Annotated in this window: 20 protein-coding genes; 14 read left to right on the top strand and 6 right to left on the bottom strand. The window is 39.8% G+C overall.

Annotated elements, in window-relative coordinates; translation table 11 throughout:
- The first annotated feature begins 11 nt into the window (after positions 1–11).
- Both KTV93_RS07085 and hemE read left to right on the top strand, forming a co-directional pair.
- Entirely contained in the window at positions 12–653 is a 642-nt protein-coding gene (locus tag KTV93_RS07085) for a uroporphyrinogen-III synthase (protein ID WP_230259130.1), read from the top strand.
- 28 nt (positions 654–681) lie between these two features.
- Positions 682–1,710, top strand: a complete 1,029-nt coding sequence (hemE, locus tag KTV93_RS07080) for a uroporphyrinogen decarboxylase (protein WP_218248259.1) — start codon at positions 682–684, stop codon at positions 1,708–1,710.
- Positions 1,711–1,790: 80 nt separating this feature from the next.
- Here hemE and KTV93_RS07075 read toward each other — a convergent pair whose 3' ends face one another.
- Entirely contained in the window at positions 1,791–2,306 is a 516-nt protein-coding gene (locus tag KTV93_RS07075) for a GNAT family N-acetyltransferase (RefSeq protein WP_317206430.1), read from the bottom strand.
- A gap of 103 nt (positions 2,307–2,409) precedes the next feature.
- Here KTV93_RS07075 and KTV93_RS07070 point away from each other — a divergent pair, with 103 nt between their 5' ends.
- The 5 genes from KTV93_RS07070 (at position 2,410) to KTV93_RS07050 (ending at position 6,184) form a co-directional block, all read left to right on the top strand.
- A complete protein-coding gene (locus KTV93_RS07070; RefSeq protein ID WP_218248258.1) occupies positions 2,410–2,679 on the top strand; it encodes a SemiSWEET family sugar transporter in 270 nt (89 codons plus the stop codon).
- A 28-nt stretch (positions 2,680–2,707) separates the two neighbouring features.
- Positions 2,708–3,922: a GTPase HflX gene (gene hflX, locus KTV93_RS07065; RefSeq protein ID WP_218248257.1), complete on the top strand. Its 1,215-nt coding sequence runs from the start codon at positions 2,708–2,710 to the stop codon at positions 3,920–3,922.
- Positions 3,879–4,643, top strand: coding sequence for a DNA alkylation repair protein (locus KTV93_RS07060; protein WP_218248256.1), 765 nt, complete (start codon positions 3,879–3,881; stop codon positions 4,641–4,643). The genes hflX and KTV93_RS07060 overlap by 44 nt, the downstream gene beginning before the upstream one ends.
- Positions 4,644–4,695: 52 nt before the next feature.
- On the top strand, positions 4,696–5,028 hold the full coding sequence (locus tag KTV93_RS07055; protein WP_218248255.1) for a DUF6122 family protein: 333 nt from the start codon (positions 4,696–4,698) through the stop codon (positions 5,026–5,028).
- 79 nt (positions 5,029–5,107) lie between these two features.
- Positions 5,108–6,184: a calcium:cation antiporter gene (locus tag KTV93_RS07050; RefSeq protein ID WP_218248254.1), complete on the top strand. Its 1,077-nt coding sequence runs from the start codon at positions 5,108–5,110 to the stop codon at positions 6,182–6,184.
- A 55-nt stretch (positions 6,185–6,239) separates the two neighbouring features.
- Here the strand turns inward: KTV93_RS07050 and KTV93_RS07045 are convergent, their stop codons facing one another.
- A complete protein-coding gene (locus KTV93_RS07045; RefSeq protein WP_218248253.1) occupies positions 6,240–6,623 on the bottom strand; it encodes a group III truncated hemoglobin in 384 nt (127 codons plus the stop codon).
- Between the two features lie 214 nt (positions 6,624–6,837).
- Between KTV93_RS07045 and KTV93_RS07040 the strand changes: the two genes are divergently transcribed.
- Both KTV93_RS07040 and KTV93_RS07035 read left to right on the top strand, forming a co-directional pair.
- Positions 6,838–7,326, top strand: a complete 489-nt coding sequence (locus tag KTV93_RS07040; protein WP_218250513.1) for a YkgJ family cysteine cluster protein — start codon at positions 6,838–6,840, stop codon at positions 7,324–7,326.
- A gap of 116 nt (positions 7,327–7,442) precedes the next feature.
- Complete coding sequence (locus KTV93_RS07035; protein ID WP_218248252.1) at positions 7,443–7,715, top strand: hypothetical protein; 273 nt, start codon at positions 7,443–7,445, stop codon at positions 7,713–7,715.
- A 109-nt stretch (positions 7,716–7,824) separates the two neighbouring features.
- Here KTV93_RS07035 and KTV93_RS07030 read toward each other — a convergent pair whose 3' ends face one another.
- From KTV93_RS07030 to KTV93_RS07015, 4 genes are all read right to left on the bottom strand, one after another.
- Positions 7,825–8,460, bottom strand: coding sequence for a 50S ribosomal protein L25/general stress protein Ctc (locus tag KTV93_RS07030; protein WP_218248251.1), 636 nt, complete (start codon positions 8,458–8,460; stop codon positions 7,825–7,827).
- Positions 8,461–8,507: 47 nt separating this feature from the next.
- Positions 8,508–9,446, bottom strand: a complete 939-nt coding sequence (locus tag KTV93_RS07025; RefSeq protein ID WP_218248250.1) for a ribose-phosphate pyrophosphokinase — start codon at positions 9,444–9,446, stop codon at positions 8,508–8,510.
- Between the two features lie 90 nt (positions 9,447–9,536).
- A complete protein-coding gene (locus KTV93_RS07020) occupies positions 9,537–11,054 on the bottom strand; it encodes an SGNH/GDSL hydrolase family protein (RefSeq protein ID WP_218248249.1) in 1,518 nt (505 codons plus the stop codon).
- A gap of 14 nt (positions 11,055–11,068) precedes the next feature.
- A complete protein-coding gene (locus tag KTV93_RS07015; RefSeq protein WP_218248248.1) occupies positions 11,069–12,304 on the bottom strand; it encodes an OmpP1/FadL family transporter in 1,236 nt (411 codons plus the stop codon).
- A 387-nt stretch (positions 12,305–12,691) separates the two neighbouring features.
- Here KTV93_RS07015 and KTV93_RS07010 point away from each other — a divergent pair, with 387 nt between their 5' ends.
- The 5 genes from KTV93_RS07010 to KTV93_RS06990 all read left to right on the top strand — a co-directional run bounded on the left by KTV93_RS07010 (position 12,692) and on the right by KTV93_RS06990 (position 19,765).
- The gene (locus KTV93_RS07010; protein ID WP_218248247.1) at positions 12,692–13,996 is read left to right on the top strand and encodes a PSP1 domain-containing protein; all 1,305 of its coding nucleotides are present in this window, start codon (positions 12,692–12,694) and stop codon (positions 13,994–13,996) included.
- Entirely contained in the window at positions 13,989–14,453 is a 465-nt protein-coding gene (locus tag KTV93_RS07005; protein ID WP_218248246.1) for a gliding motility lipoprotein GldH, read from the top strand. Before KTV93_RS07010 ends, KTV93_RS07005 begins: the two co-directional genes overlap by 8 nt.
- 8 nt (positions 14,454–14,461) lie before the next feature.
- Positions 14,462–16,843 (top strand): penicillin-binding protein 1A, encoded by a 2,382-nt coding sequence (locus tag KTV93_RS07000; RefSeq protein ID WP_218248245.1) that lies wholly within the window; start codon positions 14,462–14,464, stop codon positions 16,841–16,843.
- 72 nt (positions 16,844–16,915) lie between these two features.
- Complete coding sequence (locus KTV93_RS06995; RefSeq protein ID WP_218248244.1) at positions 16,916–18,460, top strand: protein adenylyltransferase SelO; 1,545 nt, start codon at positions 16,916–16,918, stop codon at positions 18,458–18,460.
- A 12-nt stretch (positions 18,461–18,472) separates the two neighbouring features.
- On the top strand, positions 18,473–19,765 hold the full coding sequence (locus KTV93_RS06990; RefSeq protein WP_230259128.1) for a DUF6080 domain-containing protein: 1,293 nt from the start codon (positions 18,473–18,475) through the stop codon (positions 19,763–19,765).
- Position 19,766 lies beyond the last annotated feature (1 nt).

The raw sequence follows: 19,766 nt of genomic DNA, 5'->3' as shown, positions 1-19,766 counted from the left end.
TAAGTAAAATAATGATTTCCAAAAAATTAGGGAGTCATTTTTCTTATGATTTCGTGGATGTGATCAGGATAAATCCGTTAACTGTTGAACCTTTTGATTTGAAAAACAAGTCATTGATTTTTACAAGTGTAAATGCGGTTCAGAGCTTTTTCGAAAACGGTTTTAATCCCGATGAAGACTTCACAAGCAAGAAATACAATAAAATTTACACCGTAGGAATTACCACAAAAAGGGAGTTACGGAAATTCGGTTACGGAACATTTAAAGTGACCAAACACGCCAAGGAACTTTCCGAATTCATTATCGACAGCAGTTCAAAAGAAAAATTTCTGCATTTCTGTGGAAACCTTGCACTCGATGTACTGAATAAAACCTTGCCGCTGCAGAATATTTCTTATAAAAAAATTCCCGTTTACGAAACCCAGCTTCTCTATCCCGAGATTACAGCAGACTATGATGCGGTGTGTTTTTTTAGTCCGAGCGGAGTTCGTAGTTTTGCGAAATTCAATTCCTTTGAGGACAAGAAGATTTTTTCTATCGGTGAAACAACCGAAAAAGAAATTAAAAAGTTCACCAAAAACCAAGTATTCACCAGTAAAGAAAGCAATCTTGATGATTTATTGAATGTTATTGCGAAACACAGCATGAAATAAACCATACATCAGGATTAAAAAGAATATTATGATTAAGAATGACCTATATTTAAAAGCATTAAGAGGAGAAACCGTTGAAAGACCACCAGTTTGGATGATGAGACAGGCCGGAAGATTTCTGCCGGAATTCCGCGCGCTTCGTGATCAGTACGATTTCTTCACCCGATGCCGTACGCCAGAACTCGCAGCCGAAATCACCATGATGCCCATCCGCAGATATCCGCTGGATGCCGCGATACTTTTTTCAGATATTTTAGTTGTTCCACAGGCAATGGGCATTGATTTCGAAATGAAAGAAGGTGTTGGACCATGGCTGGAAAACCCCATCCGAACCTTGGAAGATGTTCAGAATGTTATAGTTCCTGATGTTAATGATACTTTAGGTTACGTTTTCGATGCGATCGAATTGACGCTGCAGAAATTGCATAACGATATTCCGCTCATCGGTTTCGCCGGATCGCCGTGGACAATTCTATGCTACTGTGTTGAAGGGAAAGGTTCTAAAGCTTTCGAAATCGCAAAAACCTTCTGTTTCCAGAATCCTGAAGCGGCCCATTTACTGTTGCAAAAAATTACCGACACTACGATTGCTTATCTGAAAAGAAAAGTTGAAAAAGGCGTCTCTGCCGTTCAAGTGTTCGATTCCTGGGGCGGAATGTTATCACCTTACGATTACGAGGAGTTTTCCTGGAAATATATCAACCAGATTGTAGAAGCTTTGAGTCCGTTAACCCATGTGGTTGTTTTCGGGAAAGGCTGTTGGTTCGCACTGGAGGACATGACAATGTCTAAAGTTTCTGCACTTGGAGTAGACTGGACCATCAAACCGGAATTCGCCAGAGTTCTAACCAATCACACCATGACTTTACAGGGGAATTTTGATCCCACAAGACTACATTCTTCTCCTGAAACTATCCGTAAAATGGTTCACGAAATGATTAACCGTTTCGGCAAAGACCGTTATATCGTCAATCTGGGTCACGGGATTTTACCAAATATTCCTCTGGAAAATGCTGAAGCGTTTATCCGCGCAGTTGTTGACTGGAAACCGAATTAAAATAGTAGCGCGAGCGAAGCGAGCGTCAATAAGTTTAGTTAGAAAAATTAAAAAAGGAAATGCTTAATGTGTTTCCTTTTTTAGTTGATTTCCATTTCATAATACCTCAACTCCTCGTCATCATCAGGTAACCGAACGGTTTTCTGGAATTTTAGTCCCAGCTTCTCAATCAGTTTTTGGGATGATATGTTAGCGTCTGTAGTGATTGCGGAGAGTTTTTTCAAGCAAAATTCTTTCAAAGCAACTTTAATTAAAGCAGATGCGGCTTCAAATCCGTAACCTTTACCTTCAAATTCAGGAAGGAAAGAGAATCCGATATCGTGTACATCAAGTCCTTCACGTTCGAAAATGCCAACGCTCCCAATTTTTTGCCCGTCATCTTTACGCACAATAACATAATTCCCGTAACCCAATCTTTCAATTTGAGGAAGAAACCTGTTCATAATATAATCCCGTGCAGCATCCGTATTACGAATGTTTCTGTCTCCAATAAACTCAATAAATCGCGGCGAGTTATATAATTCGTAAATAAACGATGCATCATCAACCGAAACCGGTTTTAGAAAGAGGCGTTCTGTTTCAATATTATCTATCACTTTGGTAAAAACTATATTGTTGTAAGACTCAAAATTATGAAAAATCACGGCATAAAAATGGAATGTCTGTTAAATCAATGCTTTTTTTAAACATAAATTTAAAATGAACATCAACCCAGAAATTATCGGATTTATCGCCGGCGGGATGTCCTCGGCATTATTTATCCCACAAATCATAAAGATCATCAAAGAAAAATCTGCGGAGGAAATTGCGCTTCTTACCTGCATCATCGGAATCGTGAGTTCTGGGCTTTGGCTCTGGTACGGCATTATGCAGGAGCACATCTCTATGATGGTCACTAACAGCATTTCAACAGTTGCAACAGGGGTTTTGATTGTGTTAAAACTTATTTATGACAAAGAAAAAAACTAATTTTGTACTCATCAGAAAAAACTAAACTATGCTCGATAATAAAGAACACCTATACGAAAAAGCCGTTTTGGTAGGTTTGATCACCCAAAATCAGGATGAAGAAAAGCTTGTGGAATATATGGATGAATTAGAATTCCTCGCTCTAACCGCAGGCGCTACGGTAGTAAAACGTTTCACTCAAAAATTAACCCAGCCTGATTCCAAAACATTTATCGGAAGCGGAAAAGCTCAGGAAGTACGCGATTTTGTAAAAGAAAACGAAATCGGAACCGTGATTTTCGATGATGAACTTTCGCCTTCACAACTAAAGAATTTAGAAAGAGAAATTGAAGTTAAAATTCTTGACAGAACCAATCTGATTCTTGATATTTTTGCCCAGCGTGCGCAAACTTCTTATGCAAGAACTCAGGTGGAATTAGCTCAGTATCAATACCTTCTACCAAGACTTACAAGAATGTGGACCCACCTCGAAAGACAGAAAGGGGGTATCGGAATGAGAGGTCCGGGTGAAACAGAAATCGAAACCGACAGAAGGATTATCCGTGACCGTATCTCTTTGCTTAAAGAAAAACTCAAAACAATCGACCGCCAAATGGCGACCCAAAGAAATAACCGCGGAAAGGTAGTGCGCGCGGCGCTGGTAGGTTATACCAACGTAGGGAAATCTACCCTCATGAACGCCCTTTCCAAATCCGATGTTTTTGCTGAAAATAAGCTTTTTGCAACCCTCGATACCACGGTTAGAAAAGTAGTGATCGGCAACCTGCCTTTCCTGTTGACGGATACCGTAGGTTTCATCAGGAAACTACCTACACAGTTAGTGGAGAGTTTTAAATCTACGTTAGACGAGGTTCGGGAAGCTGATTTGCTTATTCACGTAGTTGATATTTCCCATGAAAGTTTTGAGGATCATATCGATTCCGTAAACAAAATTTTAATGGAAATCAACGCCCATCAGAAACCGATGATTATGGTTTTCAATAAGATTGATGATTTCAGCTACGAGAAAAAAGAAGAGGATGACTTAACACCAGAATCACGTAAAAATATTTCTCTGGACGAATGGGAAAAAACCTGGATGTCGAAATCTAAATTCCCTACCGTATTTATTTCGGCTTTAACAAAAGAAAATTTTGAGGAAATGAAAAAAATGATCTACGACGAGGTCCTTAAAATTCATATTTCAAGATTCCCGTACAATGATTTCCTTTTTGAGTATTTTGAGGAGGAAGAAGACAAATAAATTGCATGTAGTGGTAGATGAAATAAAATCCGCACTTCAAGATCTTGCACTTCCAGAGAAAGCTGCGTTTTTTCCCCGTTTTTTTAAAGCCGGAAAAGGCGGGTACGCTGAAGGTGATCGCTTTATTGGTGTTACGGTTCCTGACCAGCGAAAGATTGTTAAAGAATACTGGCAGAGAATTTCATTGCCGGAAATTGCTGAACTTTTATCTTCAAAAATTCATGAACACCGCCATTGTGCTTTATTAATGCTCGTAAATAAATTCGAAAAGGCAAGGAGTGAAAAAGATAAAAACGATATTGTCAGCTTTTATCTGAATTACAAAAAGTTCGTTAATAACTGGGATTTGGTTGATAATTCTGCGTATAAAATTCTGGGCAGGCACTCATTCGAAACCGAAAATGAGGATCTTTTAAGAACGTTGGCTGCCGAAGAAAATATGTGGAGCAAAAGAATGGCAATTGTCGCCACGATGTTCTACGTAAAAAAAGGGAAATTTGAACTCCTCAAAGAACTGGCACTGTATAACCTGCATCACCCGCACGATTTAATGCACAAAGCAAATGGCTGGCTCCTGCGTGAAATGGGAAACAAAAATGAAGCAGAACTTTTTAGTTTCCTGAAAACAAATTATCATACAATGCCCAGAACAACGCTACGCTATGCGATCGAAAAAATGGATGAAGATTTAAGACAGGATTTTTTGAAAGGCAGAATTTAATGGTAATTTTGCACCAATTGAATTGATGATCGCTGAAAAATAGAATTTTAGAATGAGTGAAATATTTTACGTTCGGGAAATCTTCCATTATTTTCTGCATTTTATTTTCCCGTTTTTCATTGCGAAAATGTTTTTTAAAGATCATTGGCGTAAAGCCTATCTTGTCATGATTGCTACCATGGCTGTAGATATTGACCATGTTTTTGCAGACCCAATTTTTGATCCTAACAGAGCGAGCATCGGATTTCACCCACTTCATACTTATCCTGCAATTGCAGTATATTTTTTAGGCACTGTCTTTTTTAAAGGATGTTATAAAATAGCATCTGTCGGACTTCTTTTTCACATGTTTACAGATTTTCAGGATTATTATTTTTGGCAATGAAAACACAGTTTCCGATTTGTTTTTTAAATAATTATTTCATTTTCAATAGATTTTTTGTATTTTGTAAAAAATTTTTTTTATGAAGTTAAAGAGCATTTTACACTGGACCATTCTGGTTCCTATCATCGCCGGCCTATTTTATCTCGGCGGATTTTTAGTGGATAATACAATATCTAATCTTGCCGGGGCGATCCTTCTTTTTGGGAGTGTTTTAGCTGCAGTACATCACGCAGAGGTGATTGCACACAAAGTGGGAGAACCTTATGGAACTATCATTTTGGCGATCTGTATCACAATCCTTGAGGTAGGCTTAATTATTTCTTTCATGCTTTCCGGCGGCGAGGGCGCTATGACTTACGCCCGCGACACGGTTTTTGCGGCGGTAATGCTTATTCTTAACGGTATTTTAGGAGCTTGTATCTGGATCGGTGCCGCGAAGTACAAAGAGCAGTTTTTTATGCGCAGCTCCGGAACAACTTATTTAGTAAGTTTAGTTGCCATTCTTGTGCTTACCCTAATATTGCCTAATTATACCTCCAGTGTGCGGGGGCCGTTTTATACTGAGGCACAGTTAATTTTTGTTTCCCTTGCCTGTTTGGTAATTTATGGCACCTTTCTCAGGGTGCAGACGGTACGTCACCGTAATTTCTTTGTTATTGAAGAAGAGGATCATACCACGCACGAAGCAGACCCACCAACAATGCAGAAGACTATACTAAGTTTAGCTTTATTGGTCGTTAGTTTAGCAGTAGTGATTTTTATGGCTAAAGGCTTATCTCCTGTCATCGAGCATTTTGTGGAAAATATAGGAGCACCACGCGCGTTGGTTGGGGTAATCATTGCATCTGTGGTATTGTTGCCTGAAGGTGTTGCTGCAATACGGGCCGCCAGAAATAACCAGATACAGACCTCTATTAATCTGGGATTAGGTTCAGCACTCGCAAGTGTGGGACTTACCATCCCAGCGGTATCAGTAGTATGTATCCTGTTCGATATCCCATTCGTTCTCGGCTTGGATATGAAATCCATTATTCTACTCGCTTTGTCGGTCTTCATCGTAATGCTGTCACTGAGTCGGGGCAAAACAAATATTATGTACGGCGCAGTGTTAATCGTGAATCTCGCAGCGTATATCTTTACCGTTATTATTCCTTAAAAAATAAAATGTGAATTTTCATCTTCCGAAAATTCACATTTTTTTCTTAAAACGTTTATCGCAATCTTCTTGCAACTTCCATTTTATACGCCATTAAATTAGCAATGTTGGATGCCTTGTGGATGGCAGCTTCCGCCAATTCACCTGTAAAATTCTCCTCAACAGTTTCAGTCCACAAACGGATCCAGTGCGCGAAATGATCTTTTTCTATCGCCACTTTCTCATTGATAGGGAAATGCATAGCCATAGGATTTCCTTTGTAAGAGGCTTCTCCGAACAGCAGGCTTTCCCAAAACGAATACATTTTCGGTAAATGGTGGCTCCAATCTACTTTTGCAACATCATTAAAAAAAAATCCAATTTTCTCGTCCTTACTGACTTTATCATAAAATGCGTTGACCAAAAATTCAATATCATCTCTTGACTCTAATTTTTTCATGCATCAAAATTAAGATTTTAAAACGATTGGTTTAATGGGTACGCTTGAAACTATTTGTTTTACGTGCGGACAATTCGCGCTATCCGCTCATACTCCTCACTCAGCCGCTCCACTCCATTCTGCGGTTTCGCTGTGGGGTAACCGCTGCTATCGCGGCCGCAAATCAATTTATTAAATGATTCCAGGTTTCGCGAATATCAGTTATTTTTGCATCATGAATCTCGACTTCTATAAAAACCAGGCAACTTTAAAACAGAAAGAACACAAAAAGTTTCTTGATAATTTAAAGAAGAAACCACCCAAAAATCTCGATTACACCGTTCAGGAAACCCATGACGAAGTTTTTGAAAAAATTGACTGCCTTAAGTGCGCAAACTGCTGCAAAACCACAGGACCGCTTTTTACCGAAAAAGATACCGAAAGAATTGCAAAGCATCTGCGGATGAAACAGGTCGATTTCGAAGCCAAATTCCTGAGAACCGACGAAGACAATGACAAAGTTCTGCAAAGCCTGCCTTGTTGGTTTCTGAATGCCGACAACACCTGTTCGATCTACGAAGTAAGACCTAAAGCCTGCCGAGAGTTCCCTCACACAGACCGAAGAAAAATTTACCAGATCAATCATCTCACCATTAAAAATACGCTCATTTGCCCTGCAGCATTCGAATTTGTAGAACGTTTAAAGAAGAATTTTGAGAAATAAACCACTCTCTAAATAAATCACAAACTTTAATAAATTGAGTTAAAGTTTTCTTTCGCGGATAATTACCTGCGCATTACCTGCGTTATAGCTTCAGCACTAACCTAAAATTTATTATTATGACAAAGTCCTTATTCGCAGTAGTATTATTGGCTGCAGGCGTGAGTTTCGCCACCGCTCAAACCACCGACAAGACAAAGAAAGTAAAAGCGGAAAAAGCTGCCAAAACCGAAGTGAAAGCTGAAGTAAAGGCAGATGCTGCTGTAGCACTTCCTGTAGAAACTTTGGAAGTGAAAGCAGCAGATGACGCGGCTGTAAAAACAGAAACTGCGGCTGAACTAAAACAGGAAGAAGTTGCAAAACCAACTCCAAAAAAACAGGAACCCATGTAAAGAGTAAAAAGTGAAAGAAAGAAGTCCTGCCGCCAATTGGCAGGATTTTTTTATGCAAAAAAAATCCCGCCACATAAGTGCCGGGATTTTCTTTTATATTTCTGGAATATTATTCTGCGCTTGTAGCTTCTGCTGCAGGAGCTTCTCCTTCTGCCGGAGTATCATCCTCATCATCTTCTACTACTGCTCCACCTTTCATTGCAGTTCTAGACATCTTAACAGCAACTACTACTGCATTGTCCGGGTGCATGAATGTGAAATTGTTTGTTTTGATGTCGCCAACATAAAGCTTGTTACCAATTTTCAGCGGAGTAACATCTACCACGATTTCGTCTGGTAAGTTTGCAGGCAATGCCTTCACTTTCAGCTTTCTGTAAGTCTGTCTCATAGCTCCACCGGAAACCACACCTTTCGCACGTCCTGTAAGAACCACAGGAACTTCCATTACTACCGGCTTGTCATCAGACAACTGGTAGAAATCCGCGTGCAGGATTTTGTCGGTAAGTGGGTGAAACTGGATGTCCTGAAGTACGGCAGGAATTGTTTGTCCGTCAACCTCAATAGATACCGTGTGTGCTTCAGGAGTATATACCAAACCTTTGAATGATCTTTCTTCAGCAGAAAAATTAAGGGTTTCGGCGCCTCCGTAAACAACACAAGGAACTAATTCAGCATCACGTAAAGCTTTAGTAGACTTTTTGCCCACGCTTTCTCTTTTTGTACCTTGAATTGTAATTGATTTCATTATAATGTATTATAAAATTTTAAGGGTGCAAAGATAGATAATTTTTATTAAATAATAAATTTATCACTGATTGATTTGTGTTCGTGAACCATTTTCATTACATCAGCAAAGAGTTCAGCACACGAAAGCACTTTAATTTTAGAAGATAATTCCGTTTTTACCGGAATGGTATCGGTAACAATTACCTCAGAAATTCTTGAGTTTTCGATGTTTTCATAGGCTTTTCCAGAAAGCACGCCATGAGTTGCCATTGCTCTTACGCTTTTCGCTCCATTTGCGATCAAGATATCTGCAGCTTTACAAAGTGTTCCGGCAGTATCGATCATATCATCGATAAGGATTACATTTTTGCCCTCTACATCTCCGATCAGGAACATTTCTTCGATCACGTTGGCTTTCTTTCTTTCCTTATAGCAGATTACAACCTCAGCACCGAGATGACCTGCATAATTCTTAGCTCTTTTTGCACCACCCATATCCGGTGAGGCAATGGTAAGGTTTTCAAGATTCAGAGATAAAATATGGTCAATAAACAGCGTTGATGCATAAAGATGATCAACCGGAATTTCAAAGAATCCCTGGATTTGGTCGGCATGCAGATCCATCGTCATTACTCTTGTAGCACCAGCTGCGGTAAGAAGATTGGCCACGAGTTTCGCTCCGATCGGGGCACGGGGCTGGTCTTTCCTGTCCTGTCTTGCCAAACCGTAATATGGTAGCACGACGGTAATGCTTTTGGCAGAAGCTCTTTTCGCAGCATCGATCATCAGCAATAATTCTAAAAGATTATCTGCCGGTGGAAACGTGGAGCCTATCAAAAAAACTCTTCCTCCTCTCACGGACTGATCCAGAACCGGCTCGAACTCACCGTCGCTAAAGTCCTGAAACTTGATTTTTCCTAAATCCTGCCCGTAATGTTGAGCAATTTTTTCTGCCAGAACCTTGCTGGTCCTTGTAGAAAAAAGATAACTTGCCTGATTAGCCATTTTTACTTTTTTAGATGGTGCAAATTTAAAAAAATAAAACCACCTGAAAGAGTTCAAGTGGTTTTAAGTTTATTTATTTCCGAATTCCTTTTACGGGAATTTTACTCCTGAATAGCTGTTTACATTAACCATCGGAAGTGTAGATTTATAAGTCGTATTAATCGCTTTGATAAATTCATTGGCAATTAATGCATATCCTCTACCGGTAAGATGAACTCCGTCCAGAGAGAAAGTTCCACCTGTAACGAAAGTAGCCGTATATTTCACCCCATCAAACTGGATTCCTGATGCTGCAGACAGTTCAGTCATTTTAGCATTGGCATCTACGAAAGCTAAGCCTTTTGAAGTGGCAATTGCTTTAAGTGATGCGTTGTATGCCGCTGTGGCTGTTAAAACTTTATTCTTCTCTGTTTTCGTCAGTATGTACTGATTTGCCAAAGGATAAGAAATTCCGTTTACATTAATGCTCGCCGGCGCGCCTGCAACCGGAGTACCGATTACTGAACTTGTTGATAAAAGAACCAAATCTTCAGCTGTAGCCTGTCTTGCCTGACCATAAATCTGCCCGAAAGCTGCTGCTGTAGGCGCTCCCAAAGAAGGCGTTAAAGCCAGGGTAAGTTGTGCAGAAAGATTGGTTAAAGAATTATCTACAATTAACAATGGGTTTGAAGCAGTTGCTGAAAGCAAATTGATTCTATCGCCCGCTCCGAAAGCGGTAAGTGCTTGTTTCAAAGGCCCGTACAAACCAGTGTTCAGCGCAGTAATATTAGATCCCAACAATGCCGGTGTTAAAGGATTATAAGGAACTCTTGTAAAAAACGGAATCGAAGTTACATTCGGGATATTTGCCATAACTCCCTTCGCACCGCCAGCCGTAAGCGCATTCACATAGCCGCTGATCACTGAAGCAAACACATTAGGATCTGTAATATCATTTGAGCCGTAAGTTGTTGGATCAACATTTCCAGTTTGGTCTACACCCGAGCCTCCGCTTGTGGCGTAAGAAAGAACGTCGTTATTTCCGATCCAAAGCGAGAAAAATGTAGGAGCCTGAGCTACTGCATCACCAATTACCGACGAAGTTCCGCTTGTTGCAAATCTTACATAATATGGGTTTGCTTTCCCTGTGGTTAATCCTGCCATGTTACCATAACCTGCAGCACCTAAGTGAAATGATTTTGCTCCCGGAACACCAAGGTTTTGATAAGGTCCACCTGCTGTAATATTATCCAGAGCCGCTGCCGGTGCTGATGGTACTGGCGATAAAGCTCCATTAACAACCTGAAGATTCAGTTTCCCTGCAAAACCAGGAAGATTGGTGAAACCACCTGTATTATTAGGCATCATAGGCTGCTTAAAAGCGCCTCCACCCGCAAGCTGCATCTGTGCTGCGATCATTGAAGGGTAAGATTCATTCTGTCCGTCAATATATAATGCATTGTCACGGTATCCGGAAGTAAGTGAATTTCCTAAAGCTACATATTTAGTAAAATCTGCATTTCCTTTAGAAACCACTATACTGCTTACGTCATGATCAAAATCTGTGTCGCAGCTGATATTAAATAATAAAGCTGAGACTGCTATTGTTGAAATTAATATTCTTTTCATAATTAAAATAATTCTTAAAATGCGTTGTAAGATAAACCTAAACCAAAGTAATAAGCTTTAGCTTTAGCCTGTCCGTAGAAATCGTAATAGCTGTTATCAACTTTTCTTGCTGTCTGGAAGTTATAAGCTCCGGATAAATCAATACCCAATCCTTTCCACTTGTAACCGATACCACCTGTAATTACGTTTGCGTCGAAAGATGGCGTTTCAGGGATGAAATCTTTATCTTCATACGGTGACTCATCATAATAATATCCTAAACGTGCTGCGAAATTATCCGTAACCATATATTGTGTTCCCACTCTCCATGTTTGGGTGCTGTGGAAATTTTTAGGAGACACTAATACCGTCGGATCACCTGCTTGGTTGCCTACCGGCGCGTTTTCGAAATCAAGAGTTAACTGCTGGTACTGATCCCACCCACTGTAATTGAAATCACCTGAAACCGACCATTTTGGTGTAATCTTATAAGTAACCCCAAGAGTATACTCATCCACCAAAGGTAAAACTGCTTTAAAGTTATCCTGTCCGCTGGCATTTAAACCGATTAGCGGATATAAACTCGGAGCTACATCAAATGTTGCTACACCTGCATCAGCTTTCATATCAACAGGGGAACGGTAAGCAATACTTACATCAAGTTTTTCACTTGGTTTAAAGTAAAATCCAAGACCAAATCCTGTTCCTGTCGCCTTTTCATCTTTAATGTTAAGGTTTCCTCCAAACTGTGTAAGCGATTTAGTCCAGTCTACACCACCTTTAGCGTAAATGAAACTACCTCCCAACGACACCCAGGGTGCAAGTTTGAAAGAGACCATCGGCTGGAAATAAAATGCCTGCAGTTTAATCTCCTGCACAATTTCCCGTCCTGCCCAATCGGTTGGCCACTTCACTGTGCTACCAAAAGGAGTCGCAAAGCTGAAACCAACAGAAACTTCATCCAAAACCTTATAAGCAACTGCTGCATAAATAGGTGTTCCCATAGGATTGTCGGTAGAAAATGATTCTAAAGTAGAAGCATTTTGATAAGTAATTTCAGAGTTGATTCCAAAACCACCTGCAGCAATACTTAATTTACTTGGAATAAAAGAAATACCTGCTGGGTTGAAAAATGCTACACTCGCATCTTCTGCGTGGGCACTTGTATGTGCCATAGCGAGTTGTTTCACGCCCTGTAATGACACTCTAAAGCCACCTGCCTGTGCAAGCATACCGGCTAAAAGTGCTGTTGTTACAACAATTTTTTTCATAAATTCATTATTAATGTCCCAAATATAAAATTATTTTTTAAACAAATGTTAATAAATCATAAATTATTTTAAACAACTTCAATTACGGCAGCACCGTTTAATTTCAATACTTTTAAAAAATACATTTAAACCCTTTAAATAAAGGATTTTTAATAGTTGTAAAAGAATCACCGATCTCTATATTTAAATTAAATATCACCATGGAAACCATAGTATTTCTTAAATTTAATCATTGTATGATTTGCATAATAATATTCTTATTATTGAATTATTCGCAAGTTCGGACGGATTTAAGCGAAAATTTAAAATTCAGGAGCAAAATAGACACCGCATTGTTTGCACAAATAAATTTATACTAAATTTGCATGAATATAATCAAAAATCAATATGAGTTGTGGATGTAAAACATCCGGCGATTCGTCCCATTCATGCGGAACTAAATCTGCGAATGGCTGTGAGAATGTAAATACCTGCGGAAATAGTTATAAACTAAGCGTTTTCGATTGGCTCTCGAATATTAACAATCCTTCCCAATCGCAAACCGATTTTGTGGAGGTAAGATTCAAGAACGATCGTAAATTTTTTTATAAAAACGTACATAATTTACCGCTTCATATGGGAAGCGTAGTCACAGTAGAATCCAGTCCGGGTCACGATATAGGTGTAGTGAGCCTTACCGGAGAGTTGGTAAAAATTCAGATGAAAAAGAAAAATTTTTCTGAAGACAACCCTTTAAAAATCTACCGTTTAGCTAATCAGAAAGACATTGAAGTCTGGCATGAATCGCGGGCCAAAGAAGAGGCCGTAAAAATTCAGGCACGCAAAATTTCTTACGCCTTAAATCTCGATATGAAGATTACCGATGTCGAATTTCAGGGTGATGGCGCAAAAGTAACTTTCTATTATACTTCGGATTCCCGAGTGGATTTCCGTCAGTTAATTAAAGAATATGCCTCTACTTTCCGTACGAAAATCGATATGAAACAAATCGGGTTCCGGCAGGAAGCGGCAAAAGTTGGCGGTATTGGTTCCTGCGGACGCGAATTGTGCTGCTCTACATGGCTTACCGATTTCCGGTCTGTAAATACCAATGCGGCACGTTATCAGCAGTTAAGCATCAATCCCCAGAAACTCGCGGGACAATGCGGTAAACTGAAATGCTGTCTGAATTACGAACTCGACAGCTATCTGGATGCACTCAGCGATTTCCCGTCGTCATCGACAACGATTGATACCGTGAACGGAAAAGCTTTCTGTATTAAAATCGACGTTTTCAAAAAAAGAATGTGGTTTGCGTATGTTGACCGTTCTATGGCATGGTATGATCTTGATGTTCAGGACGTAAAGAAACTGATCGCTCAAAACAAAAAAGGTGAAAAAGCCCTTCCGTTGGAAGAACTTCGCACCCAGCATGATATTCCGATGAAGTCTGTCGATCTGATTCAGGAAAATAATATGGACCGTTTCGAAAAGAAAAACCGAAACTCCGGTAAAAACCAGAACAGGAAAAAACCGAACAGTCCGAAAAATAATCAAACCCAGAGACCTGAGCAAAAAGCCACTACTGGTTCAACAGAACGGAGAAATGTTTCTGAGAAAAAACAGCAGCCTAATGCCAAGAATCAGAATCCCAATCAGCAGCCGAAGAAATTTAAAAAGAAGCCTCAGCCAAAACGAGATGACAATGCATAAGATATTAGTTGTTTTCTGCGTTTTGATAATGCTTTCGGGGTGTACAAGTGATTCCGAAACAGTTCACATGAAAAACCTGAACGGAATCTGGCCGAAAAAAGCTGAACAGAAATTCGATTTTGTTATTGAGGATGCACAGGCTCCAAAAAATATTATATTTGTTGTGAGGAATAATAACGAATATCCTTACAGCAACATTCGGTTTATCGTGAATTTCATGGAGGCTAAAACCAAAAAGAAAACCACCGATACCCTGAATTATATTTTGGCAAAACCAAACGGAGAATGGCTCGGAAAAGGATTCGGAGATACGAAAGAAACGCTGTTTCAATATAAAGTGAATTATAAATTCCCGCAAAACGGCAATTATTCGATTGGAGTTGTCCAGGCGATGAGAACCGACAGCCTAAAGGGGATTGAAGATATTGGTGTAAAAATAGAAACGGCAAAACCGTAACATCATTTATGGAAAACAAAAAAAACCAGGGGAGCAAGCCAAAGCCAACCTTTCCGCTTCCGCCCAAGAAACAGAAAAATACCGGCTGGAAAAAGTGGGTGAAATTTGTTTGGATGGGACTAATTGCTGTAATTCTAGGAATTGCAGCCCTATTTTTTGCAACTTCACAGGGATTTTTAGGCAATATGCCCGATGTGAAGGAACTCGAAAATCCTGACATTTATGTAGCCTCCGAAATTTATTCTTCTGACGGTAAACTTCTTGGCAAATTCGAAAAAGAAAAGACTCAGCCCGTTACCTATAAAGAACTCCCGCCTCATCTTATTTATGCTCTTCAGGCTAAAGAAGATGAACGTTTCAAAGAGCACTCAGGTATTGATTTACAGTCAGTTGCAAGAGCAGTAGTATATGGCGGCCAGCGTGGCGGAGGTTCCACAATTACCCAGCAGCTCGCGAAGTTACTTTTTACCGACAGGGTTTCACAGAACAAAATTCAGAGAGCTTTTCAAAAGCTTAAAGAATGGGTTGTGGCGGTAAGTCTGGAGAAAAGATACACCAAAGAAGAAATCATTACACTGTATTTCAACAAATTCGATTTCCTTTACAACGCAAACGGAATCGAAATGGCGTCCCGAATTTATTTCAACAAACCAACTTCAAAACTTACTCTTCCTGAAGCAGCAATGTTCGTTGCAATGCTCGAAAATCCTGTGAAGAACAACCCAATGAGAAATGAACAGCGGGCAAAAGCCAGAAGAGATGTAGTGTTAGATCAAATGGTGAAAACGGGTTATATTGATCAGCAAACTTTTCAGAAAGCTGTAGATACTCCTGTAGTTTTAGATTATCATCCTGTAAAATCTATCGATGAAGGTTATTCTGCCTATTATAAATTCTATCTTAGAAAAGAAATAGAGGGATATTTAAAGGATTACGAAAAGAAAACCGGTAAAACTCTTAATCTCTTTAAAGACGGACTGAAAATTTATGTGACCTTAGATTCGAAAATGCAGATTTATGCAGAAGAAGCCATTAGAGAACATTTAACAGATCTGCAGCAAAGATTTGATGCTGAACAGCGCGGCCGTAAGCAGAGACCATTCTATTTTCTTGATGACAAGCAGATCGAAGGTGTGATGATGCAGGCTGTGAAAAGAACCGGAAGATACAAGCAGCTTAAGAACGCAGGAGTACCTGAGGATTCTATTATGATGGATTTCCGAAAACCGATTAAAACTTCGCGTTTTACATGGAATGGCGAGGAAGAAGTAGAAATGTCTCCGTGGGATTCAATCCGCTATCATAAACAGATTGCGCAGGCAGGTTTGATGTCGATGGTGCCGGGAACAGGTGAAATTAAAGCATGGGTCGGCGGTATCAACTGGCAACATTTCCAGTATGATCATATCAAGCAAGGTAAACGCCAAGTAGGTTCTACGTTTAAACCATTTGTATATGCCACCGCGATTATGAAACTGGGAATGACACCTTGTTCAACGGTTTCTAACGCAACTTATAGAAAAGGAACATGGACCGTAGAAGGATCCGGCGGAATGCTCACGCTAAAAGACGCATTGGCTCATTCCAAAAACCCTGTTGCAGTACGACTAATTGAAATGACAACGCCGAAAAGTGTAATTCAGACTGCACGAGATTTGGGTGTTACAGAAGAAATCCCGAACGAGTATGCTGTTGCTTTAGGTTCCTCAGATATTACGATCTTCGAAATGCTAGGTGCTTACTCCACTTTCGCAAACTACGGTAATTATATCAAGCCTGAAATGATCTGGCGTATCGAAGATGCAAACGGAAGGGTAATAAAAGAAGTAAAACCGGTTCTCAAAGAAGTAATGAATGAACTTTATGCCTACACGATGATCGACCTGATGAAAGGCGTTGCCGATTTTGGTACCGCAGCAGGAGAATTAGGCAGAAGAGGTGTACAGAAAGGAATCGAAATTGCTGCCAAAACAGGAACAACCCAGAATAATTCCGACGGTTGGTTCATGGGAATTACTCCAAACCTGGCAACAGGAGTTTGGGTAGGTTGGGAAGACCGTGCTACCCACTTCCGCGGCACTGGCGAAGGTCAGGGGGCGAAAATGGCACTTCCGATCTGGGCAATTTTCATGAAAAAAGTCTGGGCAGATAAAGAAAGTGGTGTTACTATCGAGGATAAATTCATTAAACCTTCCAACTGGACCGGAAGTTGCTCAGACCTGCAGGGACTTGGTGGCTACGGCGACGAAGGCGGACTTCAAACCATGGATGAACTTACGAATCCTAAAGTTGAAGAACCCGTTAACACCCCGAAAAAATCGAACGGTAAGAAAGAAGAAAACGTCAACGAAAACATCAATACCGGCGACGAAATAGACTTCAACAAATAATATTTGAAAAACCAATCTACAAACATCCTTTCAATTTTTTGGAAGGATGTTTTTTTTAGCGAACTTTGAATCATGAATTTAACAGAAATAACTCAACAATACTATCAACTTTTTCCGGCAGATACCTCCCAAAATATTATGCAGAGGCAAACACCGGGCGTACTCCTGGCAGAGACTCCAATCTCGGGATTTACGGAATCAGAGCTCATTATTTTTAACGAAAAACTTTCCGAAGAAATAGGACTTGGCAAAATTGAAAATGACCAGGACTCCGCATTTCTTAATGCCGCTACAGTACCTCAACATTTAAAAACGTACGCTACTGCCTACGCAGGTCATCAGTTTGGGAATTGGGCAGGGCAACTCGGTGACGGCAGGGCAATTTTTGCAGGCGAGATTGCTGATAAAAATGGCAAAAAAACAGAACTTCAGTGGAAAGGAGCAGGTGCAACACCCTATTCCCGCCATGCGGACGGCAGAGCGGTATTACGGTCTTCGGTGCGTGAATATCTGATGAGCGAGGCGATGTTTCATTTGGGAATTCCCACAACCCGCGCTTTGTCCCTATCGCTTTCCGGCGAAAATATAGTCCGGGACATGTTGTATGACGGAAACCCACAGTACGAAAAAGGTGCAGTGATGATGCGGACTGCTGAAAGTTTTCTGCGCTTCGGGCATTTTGAACTGATATCAGCGCAAAACGCCATCAGTCTGCTGACCAAATTGGCCAATTTTACGATTCAAAATTATTTTCCCAAAATCGATCCCGAAAGTCCGACAAAATACGCAGAATTATTTGCACAAATTGCCCACAGAACCTCGGAAATGATTGTGGAATGGTACCGCGTAGGTTTTGTACATGGGGTAATGAATACCGATAACATGTCTATTTTGGGGCTCACCATTGATTACGGACCATTCTCATTTCTGGACGAATACAGTTTGAATTTCACTCCGAACACTACAGATTTGCCTGGCCGCAGATATGCATTCGGGAATCAGGCTAAAATTGCGCAGTGGAATCTCTGGCAACTTGCAAATGCATTATTCCCTTTGATTAAAGATGAAAAAATCCTGGAGAAAATGCTTAATGATTTCAGTACAGATTTCTGGAAAGAGCATGATAAAATGATGGCGGCCAAATTCGGTTTTAATGAAGTTCTGAATGGGGATGATCTGTTTTTCACCAATGTGCAAAATTTAATGGCAGAGTTAACAATAGATTATACATTGTTTTTCAATGCGTTAGAATCAATCACCGAAGACACAGAGCCGAAATCGCATTTTGAAAATATTTTCTATAACACAATTACTGATGAGCAGTTTGTGAACTTCAAAGACTTTATTTCGTCATATCTCGGGAGACTGAAACTGAATACCATTTCCAAAACAGAATCCAGAAAACTGATGCAAAAAAGTAACCCGAAATTCATTCTCAGAAACTATATTTTGTTTGAATGTATTAATGAAATTACTGACGGCAAAAAAGATTTACTGCATAAAATCCTGAACGCTCTGGAAAATCCTTACGAAGAACTTTTCCCGGAGTTTTCGCAAAAGCGTCCGCCGTTTTATGATGGACAAACCGGAAGCTCCACCCTTTCCTGCAGTTCTTAAAATTTCTTACTTTTGCCGAAATTTTTCACCTTGGTTTTTAAACAAAAAATTACTGATTTTTTTAAAACAGTTCTCCCATCTACAAAATTTGAACTTCTACTATTCACCATTTTCATTACCGTTTATGGTATTCTGGGAAGTTTCATTGCTCTGAATTACCGCATTATTTTTGACGACAGAATTCCTTGGGATGCTTACTTCAGTTTTGATAACCGCGCGATTGTAATGAATGGCGGCGGATTCGAAAGGCATCCTCTGGCCAATTATTATTTCGACTGGATCCGGGAGTTTGCCTATCTTTTTTCCGGCGGCAAAAAAGATGAAACTTTCCGTCTGGTTCTGGCGTGGTGCAGCAACTTTGCCATAAGTCTTAGTTTAATTCAGATTTACAAATATTTAAATAACATTGTAAGGTTACCAAAGAAAATCTCGCTGCTAATCCTCTTTTTCTTCGCCTCCTTTTCAACCAATATTTTGCTTTCTTTCACACCGGAAACCTATACTTACACTTTATTTTTCCTCATATTATTTAATTATTACGCAGCACTTAAATTAAAAAAGGAACAGAAAATACCAGCGGCGGCGCTTACTTTGGCGGTCGTTTCAGTTGGCGGTTTAACGGTTACAAATGCCGTAAAAATTTATATCCCGCTACTTTTTGAAAACAAAATATTCCGCAGCTGGAAAAAGTTAGGTCTGGCGTTCCTGCGTGTTCTTATTTCAGTTGCGGTGTTTGCACTTTTGTTTCTCAACCGATTGAATTTCAATTACATGAATTTCTTCAATAAGTCGGGCGAACAGTTAGAAAAATTCTCAAAACCGAAAATCACACCGCTTTGGGATATGATTACGTCCTGGTTTATCGGTGGGAATATGCTTTTCCCAGCTTTCGTTATCCGTGATTATCATAACAAAAAAGGATTTGAGTTTAAAGCAATATTTATGGATGTTTATGACTCATGGATTCCTTACGTTTTTGTTGCTGCAGTAGTGTTTTTGTCTATCTGGAGTTACGTAAAAAACTTTAAAAATAAATTTGTGCAGATTCTGATGGTTTCGTTTTTCGTAGATATCATCATACACTGCGTGCTGAAGTTCGGTCTTCATACTTCTTATATTTACGGCGGACATTTCGTTTTTGCGTTCCCGCTGCTCATCGGATGGCTGTTTTACGCCTACCGAAATTCCCCTAAAACGCTGTCAGTTCTCTACGTTTCAGTGTGGGGTTTATTTTCTTTTTTAGTACTGAACAATATCGTCAGGTTTCAGGAGTTTTTCGATTTCCTTAATGCCTATTACCAATAAA

Origin of the sequence: Kaistella faecalis, from assembly GCF_019195395.1 — a bacterium.
Lineage (GTDB): Bacteria > Bacteroidota > Bacteroidia > Flavobacteriales > Weeksellaceae > Kaistella > Kaistella faecalis.
This window is presented reverse-complemented; position numbering and strand designations above follow the sequence as displayed.